Source organism: Mucilaginibacter sp. P4_D1 (assembly GCF_056401935.1).
In genome coordinates this window covers 48,349-57,388 of sequence record NZ_JBFUIJ010000042.1, presented here as the reverse complement: position 1 = coordinate 57,388, position 9,040 = coordinate 48,349, and the positions used below count along the sequence as shown (strand labels likewise).

General features: G+C 43.5%; 3 protein-coding genes. All 3 read right to left on the bottom strand.

Annotated elements, in window-relative coordinates; translation table 11 throughout:
• Positions 1–7,194 (bottom strand): beta strand repeat-containing protein (locus AC1DV1_RS25250; protein WP_477365368.1); only part of this gene is annotated, 7,194 nt, incomplete at its 3' end.
• 39 nt (positions 7,195–7,233) lie between these two features.
• Positions 7,234–8,154, bottom strand: coding sequence for a methionyl-tRNA formyltransferase (locus tag AC1DV1_RS25245; protein WP_477365365.1), 921 nt, complete (start codon positions 8,152–8,154; stop codon positions 7,234–7,236).
• A 37-nt stretch (positions 8,155–8,191) separates the two neighbouring features.
• On the bottom strand, positions 8,192–8,731 hold the full coding sequence (locus AC1DV1_RS25240) for a phage tail protein (protein ID WP_477365362.1): 540 nt from the start codon (positions 8,729–8,731) through the stop codon (positions 8,192–8,194).
• Positions 8,732–9,040: the final 309 nt, after the last annotated feature.

Here is a 9,040-nt window from a genome sequence, read left to right as displayed (position 1 = left end):
TGACGGGCTTAATGCCAATGAACTTATTGAAGTATTACTTGATCCGTTTTTGTACACGGTAATGGAATATGTACGAATAGTGGCACCATCTTCGGCTGTTACAGAAACATGAACGGTGGTAGCTCCGGTTGCGTTCAGCGTTATCGGTGCTGATGCATTGCCGCTCAACACCACATTGTCCTCAATCCTTATTACAGCGTTTGGATCTGCACTTGCAGCCGTAACACTTATGCTGGATGTTGAGGCCAATACCGAAGTTTGGTAATTTACCGTACTGCTGCCTGTTATAACAGTCAGCATAGAAGCCGGGCTTACACTTAATGAACTCAAAGCGGGGTTACTTGATCCGTTTTTATACACAACGATAGAATAGGTACGAATGGTGACACCATCCTCGGCTGTTACAGAAACATGAATAGTAGTAGTTCCGGTAGCATTCAGCGTTACTGGATCGGATGTACTACCGCTTGACACAATATTACCTTCGACCCGTATCACCGCGTTAGGATCTGACGCTATAGCCTTAACATTTATACTGGTTGTGGCTGCAGAGACCGTAGTTTGATAATTTATGGTACTGCTGCCTGTTGTAGTTGTCAGCGTTGACACGGGACTTAGATTTAGGGAGGTAAGCAAGGCATTACTTGCCCCGTTTTTATTTACAACAATGGAATAAGTGCGGACACTGACACCATCCTCGGCTGTTATTGATACATGGATTGTTGTGGAACCGGTTGCATTAAGTGTTATTGGGTCGGATGTAACCCCGCTGGCTACCGGATTGCCCTCAACCCGTATCACCGCATTCGGGTCTATAGTTGTAACTACAACGCCAACAGTAGCTGTAGTAACCGATACCGAGGTTTGGTAATTTATATTACTGGTACCCGTTGTTACCGACAATGGACTTGACGGGCTTAATGCCAATGAACTTATTGAAGTATTACTTGATCCGTTTTTGTACACGGTAATGGAATATGTACGAATAGTGGCACCATCTTCRGCTGTTACAGAAACATGAAYGGTGGTAGCTCCGGTTGCGTTCAGCGTTATCGGTGCTGATGCATTGCCGCTCAACACCAGATTGCCCTCAACCCTTATTACCGCGTTTGGATCTGCACTTGCAGCCGTAACACTTATGCTGGATGTTGAGGCCAGTACCGAAGTTTGATAATTTACCGCGCTGCTGCCTGTTATTGCTGTCAGCATAGAAGCTGGACTCAGGCTTAGTGAGCTCAAATTCCCATTGGTAGACAACCCAGCATTCGAACGGTTAACCGTTAGCGTATAGGTGCTGGTGGTACTGCCGTCCTGCGCCGTAACCACTATCGGGATAATGTTGGCGCCCGGAGTTAATGCTACCGTTGATGTGCCGGCAACATTGGTTGGCAAGCCATTAACGGTTATTGTTGCATTTTGGTCTGTAGCGGCCGGGGTTATGGTTAAAGAGTTGACCGACGATCCTACAGGGACGGTATAGGTCAGATTACTGGCATTAAATACCGGGCTTAATGTCCCAGTACTTAAGTTCAAGCTGGCAAGCGTGGCATCCGAAGATGTAGCTGCCCTGGTTATTGTTACACTGTATGTTTGGGTAACAGTTCCGCCAGCGGCATCGCCGGCCGTTACAACTATAGCAAAACTGTTGTCGCCTGCAGTTAAAGGCACGGTTGCTGATGCGCCTATTAACGAACCATTAATGGTTATTACGGCGCCTGGATCTATTGCGGTTGGCGTGATTAAAACGCTGCCAACATTACCGCCTACCGAAGCGGTATACGTTGTGGTTGCACTGTTAAAGGCCGGGCTAAGCGTACCACTGCCAAGTGTTAGCGAAGCAAGTGTAGCATCGGGGGCCAAACGGGTTACATTTATGGCATAATTTTGAGTATTTACACCATCTGCGGCGGTTACCGTTACTCTTATACGGTTTGGCAGCCCCACGTTAAGCGGAACACTTGCACTTGGTGCACCGGCGCTAATAGTTGCGGCCCCTACGGTAACTGTTGCATCGACAGCATTGGCAACCGGAGTTACGTTTAAATTGCTAACGCTATAAGGCACCGACGCAGAATAGGTAAGTGTAGTGCCAACAAAAGCAGGGTTCAAGGTGCCGGCATTTAAAACCAATGAGGCGAGGCTGATATCAGCAAACGGCAACCTGTTCATGTGCAGCGTCGTTGTTGTTTGATGAACACCATCCGCTGCGGTTACAACCACATCAAAAGTGTTATCGCCTACATTTAACGGTAACAGATTTGTACTGGCATCATAAGCTAATGCAACGCCGTTAACAGTAGCTGTTGCACCATCGGCAGGGATTACAGGATGAATCCTCACCCCGGTTATTTTATTTGCCACGGTAAGCGGAGTAAGCGCATCAAAAGCAAAATTAAAGTTGTGACTATAGCCGGTAGCCGAAATAGACATCGCAGATAAAGTAGCATTAGGCGACAGTAGCGGCGGTGGCGTACCTGCGCGTGTAAGCACCAGCGTATACGTTTTTGCAGTGCTGTTATCCTGCGGCGTAACTACTATATTAAAGGTATTTGCGCCGCCATGTAAAGTCATGGTGTAATTGGCAAACCTGGCTACCGCGGTTCCATTTATTTTCATCGTAGCATTCGGATCGTAAGAGTAAGCTGTAAGCGGCAAACCGGTGATGGTCGAATCTGCCAGGTCGGCAGTGTAATTTAATACGGCTGGATCAAACTGTTCATTTATGGTAGTAACGAACGGAATGGAAAGTGTCGACAGGTTATTATCTGACGATAGCGTACGGGTTACTGTTATGGTATAGGTATGTGTTGCAGTACCATCTTCAGATGTAACTACAATATTGTAAGTGTTAACGCCATAGTTAATTGTCGGCGTAACGCCTAAATAATTTACAGGGTTACCGTTAAATGTAATAACAGCAGCGTTGTTTGTGCCGACAGGCACAAAGTTAAACTGTGATACATTGTTGGCTACTGTTGCTGTATAGTTATACGTGGTACTGCTAAATGGCTCATTAAACGTTAATACAGTAGTATTAAGCGACGATAAACTGGCATCTGACGATGGTGCCCTGGTTATGGTGATGTTATAATGTTTGATATCGCCGTTTTGAGCCACCCCGTCAACACTGATGGGATTGTCGCCAACGTTTAATGGAAAATGATAAGAGGTGGTTGCTGTTATTTTGATGGGACCTATTTGTGCATTGGCATCAACATCAGCAGCGGTTGCTGTAATATCTGTGCTGGTAACAAGATTACTTACGGCAGCGGTATACGTTGTTGTATTAGGATCAAACGACGGATTAAATGTAACACCACTTGTGATGATGCTACTTAGCAGCGTGTTTGTAGAAAGCGCCCTGTTTACAGTTACCAGGTAACTTTGTGTAGTTGTGCCGTCCTGGGCAGTTACAACCGTGGTAAAGTAATTGTCACCGCCATTTAAAGGCAAAGTAATTGCAGAACCTGAGGTAAGCGCCATACCGTTTACAAGCATAGTGGCATTGCCCTGATGAACCACCGCCGTAAGATCAATTGATGTAGTGTTATGATCTACATTTACCGAATATTGATATGTTGCGGCATCAAAAGAGGTGTTTAACGCTCCCGGTGAAACTGATATATTGGATAAAGCTGCATCAGAAGATAAGACAACTGTTAATGCCGAGCCATTTGCCGGCGATTGCACAAAGTTATAATTATTGGCACTTAAACCCGAGCCATTAATAGGATAGGTTCCCTGCGGACTTGAGTTTGTTGCTGTTGATGTAAAGCTTAATGTACCGGTTGTGGCCGTAGCTTGTGTATCACCGTTGATAAAACCTGTTACGGTACCGGTAAAGGTTGGATTGGGCGCCAGGTAAGTTTTTGTTGCCGGGGTTGCTACGTAACTTAATAAGGCTTGACCAATGGTTAAGTTGTTCCCTGTATAATTTACTGTATAGTTATTATTTAATGCCAGGCTGCCCTGGTTAATATTATAGCTGCCCGCTGCCTCTCCTGCATCGCGTGTTAACGAGCCGCTAAAGGTTTCACCGTTTAGTAAAGCATCAGCGGTGTAGGTTAAAGCAGGATCTGTATCGCCATAAGTTTTACTTTTTGCAGCTGCCGTTACATTGATAGTTTTTTTGCTGATAGTAAGGTTACTGCCGGTATAATTTAAGGTGTAGTTGTTGCTTAAAGCAAGGCTACCCTGGCTAATAGCATAAATGCCCGATACTTCACCGGCTGCACGGGTTAATGTACCGCTGAAGGTATCGCCGTTGGCCAATGCATCGGCAGTGTAAGTTAAGGTTGGGTCGGTATCGCCGTAGGTTTTGCTTTTCGCATCGGCGCTAACGTTAATTATTTTTTTGCCTATAGTTAAATTTGAGCCTGTAAAATTCAGGTTATAGTTGGTAGTATTTAAAGCAAGCGTGCCCTGGCTAATAGCGTAAGTACCATTACTTTCGCCGGCAACACGGGTAAGTGCGCCACTGAACGTATCACTAAAACCAAGGGCATCGGCGCTGTAAGTTAAGGCAGGATCAACATCACCAAAGGTTTTACTTTGCGCATTTGCGCTTACATTAACCGTTTTTTTGGTAATGGTAAGATTATCAGATATAATTGATATGGTGTAATACTGATCGGTAAATACTCCAGTTGTTGCATTTACCGGCCTTTTTGTACCAATGGTTAACGCGTAAACGCCAACATCCTCTCCTGCCGGCCTGCCAAATGTACCTGTCATACCTTCGCCAGGCGCAAGTGAGCCAACGGTAAACTGGTAAGGAAATCCGGGATCGGCACTGCCGTAAACTTTGGTAGCAGGTACAGGGTGCAGCGTTATAGCTCTTTTGGTGATGGTTAAATATTCTGGTATATAAGTGATAACATAGTTATTGGTCTGATCGACACCGGTTGTGGCATTTACGGGGTGTTTGGTCCCTATGCTTAACGCGTATGTACCTGGGGTTTCGCCCGGATCGCGTACATATGAGCCTGCCATTCCATCGCCACTTGCTAACGAGCCCACCCTATAATAATAAGGATAGTTGGGATCGACATCACCGTAAGATTTACTTGCAGGTGCAGGCTGAATACTGATGGCCCGCTTATTAACGGTTAAAACACCGGTCGCAAAAGAGAGTGTGTATTTGCTGGTGCTTAAAGCCAGCGTTCCCTGGGTGATATTATAGGTACCAACATTGGTACCCACATCGCGTGTTAATGCGCCGGTGAAAGCATCACTACCTACCAATGCACCCGTGGTAACTGAATAAGTTAACGATGGGTCGGCATCGCCATAAATTTTACTTGCAGCATTTGCAGTTACTGTAATTGAAGCTTTATTTACGGTTAAGGCCTGTACTACGCTGGTTGCCGCCAGGTTACTGGCATCGCCCGCTTGCGAGGCTGTAATATTGGCGGTACCAGGTGCAATAATGTGAATCTTACCACTCACTATAGTTGCCACAGCTGCATTATCGCTGCTATAGCTAACAGTTAAACCGCTGCTGGCTGTTGCGCCCGGCGCATAATCGGCATCGCCATATGTTTTTGAGGCTGTTGAAGCAAAAGTAATGGTTTGTGCAGTTTTAGCCCGGTTTACGGTTACTGTATAAGTCTTGGTAGAACCATCTTGCGCGGTTACCACAACCTGTTCGGTATTATCGCCTATATTTAAGTTGAAATTGGCAGATGCCGAGCCTGATGATACAATGGTGAGGTTAACTTTGATAGTAGCGTTGGCCTGGTTGCGTGTTGGTGTAATGGCAATTGTTGTTGTGCCGTTTGGTACCGAGGCTGTATAAGTAGTAGTACCCGAAGCAAATGTTGGGTTTAATGAACCACTACTTAAACTAAGCCCCGAAAGTGTGGCATCATTTGATAGTGTAGCAAAAGAAACCACCGAACCATAAGAAGTTCCGGCACCACTGGTTGCATAAGATCTTACATAATATGTTGTTGAAGCAGTAAGACCGGATATGCTTTGCGAAAAAGTTCCTGTACCTCCTGTACCAATTATTGTTTTAGTAACGCCAGTGCCACCAATAACCGGCGTTGTATTACTGCTGCTGTAAACAACACCATGTTCGGTTACGCTTGCATCACTACGCGTGGCATTACCACCTAAAGTAGCAGAAGCAGATGAGAAAGTTGAAATTGCGGCAGTGGCAATAATAGGACGCGCCGGAGTAAATAGTGCATAAACCCTAAGATAATTAGGTGTATTTTGTAAATTAGCATGGCTAAGCACCAGGCTTGTTGCACCTGACGTAAGATCAACGCCATATATACCTGTATCATCTAACCTGATGGTGGTAGAAGAACCATAATATCCCTCGTACACAAATGCACGATTGTTACCTRCATCTAATGTCATATACTGAGGGCATTTAACCACCGAAGATTTAATAACAATCTCGCCGCCGGTGCCACCCGGATGTATTTTTCTTAATGCATCGTTAGCAGATACATTTAATGGATCATTGTCGGACGTTATATAATAGATGTAATCCGTAATTGGATCGTAAGCAATGGCGTTTGCTATGTTAGATACAGGGGCATTGCCTGTTACTGTATTAGTCCCTAGGTCGAACGTTAATATTTTACGCGCACTAAAAAGTCCCTCATATATAAAAGCCCTGTTGTTAGGTATATCAAGCGCGAGCCATTGTGGCAGCGTAGCAAATCCAGACGCTAACGTGGTATTTTGAGTACCATCCGGCTTAGACCTATATATAGCATTTAGGGCAGCGGCACCGCCATTGCTATTTGTTACATAATATACCCAATCATTTATGGGATCATATTTAATTGCTGTTACTGACGGGCCGGACACCTGGATACCTGAAGGTAAGCTAATGGTGTTGATAACTGCGCCAGTACCCATATTCACCACGTTTATAATTCGGTTACCTAAAAAGCCATTATAGGTAAATATACGGTTGTTGGGCGCGTCAACCTCCGCTAAAATAGGGTTAGGTATCGAACTGGTAACAACAGCATCATTACTCCCGCTGTAATCAACTTTCTTCAATACGTTTGCCGCGTTAGTTGTATTACCCGTAGTGCTATTTATAAGGTAATAAACCTGCGCCTGAGCACTTGAGATTATCCCAGACAATACCAACAATGATACAACAGTTAATAACAACCGGCTGCATCTGGTTATTGCTTTTCTAATGTAAGGTAAAGGTTTTTTCATGATTAGTTGTTAATTGTTCGTTTATATGTACGGGTCTCGTTATAATTTAATACTAAATGTTTGCCCTGTTTTTAAACCATAAAAACCTGCATGCCGGGCCGGGATACAAGTAGCACTTATATTGAAAAAGTTAATGCTTAGCGCTTTGTTATTTAGACAAGCTACATTAAACTTGTTATTAGCTATGGTAATTGCTCCTGGTTTAATATTTGCTGCTGCCAAAGTTATTTCGGCATCTAATATTTTCAGTTCGTACCCGTTTATCAAGGTGCTTGCCCCGTTATTCCACGACGAACAAGCTTTGATAACATTAAGGATTTCACTTGCCTCCATCACATCCCAGTTTATTATTACATCAGCCAGCTGGGGCCTTTTGTAATACCTGGCTTTGGTTTCGTCCTGTGTTTTTTTATCCGGCGTTTGCTTGCTATTTAGCTTAGCGAGTATCTGCGCTACCCCCCTCACCTGCAGCTGGCTAAATGCTTGGTTTATATAATTATAGGTATGGTATTCTTCATTCTTAATACTTTGTTCCCAAATAACTGCGCCGCTGTCCAGTTTATCGATTAGTTGGTGTATGCATAAACCTAATTCCGGTTCGCCATTTTTTAACTGCCAAAAAACCGGCGAAGGCCCCCTGTATTGCGGTAGTTTACCAAAATGTATATTGTATATTCCCTTTAGAACGCCACTTAATTCCCTTACATCAATTTTATGGCCGTACCCTGTTATGAAAATTATATCAGGTTCGTTTAGTTGTTGCCAGTTATAAAGCTCTTTTTTATCATCTTCTGCATAGAAAGATATATAGTTCATCCTGCAAAAACCGGCCATGTCATTTACGCTGATATCAGCATGGGCAGATTTCCCGAAGTATAATATAACCCCTGCTTTGATACTGCTTAGGTACGAAAGCAGGGGTATACATATTTTTGAATTTGATACAATACCAACTTTCATTGGGATGCATTAAATTTCATCAAAATTCCGTTCATTATTATGGTCTTGAAGGCCAGATACCTTGCCAGGCAATAATGAAATTGACAGCTAAATAAGGTGTTACTACATTTACGGGTTGGTTGCCACCCGTTGGCGATACTGTTGCAGGACTTAAGGTTGAATCAGGTGTTGCGTTCGACCAATTGTTTGTGCCTTCGCCAGTTGTAAGATCTACCGGAAGACCTGCAATAGAGTTACCATTAGGTTGTGGCAGGTTTCCAAGGGTTACAGTGTTAATTACGTGCGAGTGCGCCGGCATTTGTTGCGCAGATAAGGTAACGTTTTCGTTGCCTCCCAGTTGGCCAAGTTCATAACGTGATACATTTTTTCCTTGCCCGTTACCGGAGTGTATAGGCGCACGGCCACGAAGATCTGGTATTTGAAAAGTGCTCATACCATCGCCACCGTAAGTAGTGCCTAATAAAGAAAAAAACGCTTGATACTGCGAAATTGGCAATGTTGAGCCATCGCAAAAAAACCACCCTTGGGGTGCAAAATTGCCGGCGAACATGCGGATTTCGCCAATGTAAGGTTCCATAGTGTTTGAATTTTAGGTTTTAGTTATAAGTAATTTTAGGTTTAGAATTGGTTAATTCTATTTAATTATCGGTAAATATATATTATTAAAATTTAATAAAAGCTTAATTCGTATTTGATAATCACAATAAAAAAATTATCGAATACCAACTTAAAAATCAATCACTTACAGCAAATTTACTATAAGCTAATTTACCTATCGAATAAAGCACAACATCGGTATTACAAAGCATTATTATTGCAGATAAGTTACATTTAACTAAGAGTTTGAATTAACTAAAAAGAACGAACGTAATGTGTTTTGTATTTG

What these genes read in the sequence shown, in the direction of transcription:
- AC1DV1_RS25245 (WP_477365365.1), bottom strand. Translation starts at nt 8,154, where the DNA reads ATGAAAGTTGGTATTGTATCAAATTCAAAAATATGTATACCCCTGCTT.
- AC1DV1_RS25240 (WP_477365362.1), bottom strand. Translation starts at nt 8,731, where the DNA reads ATGGAACCTTACATTGGCGAAATCCGCATGTTCGCCGGCAATTTTGCA.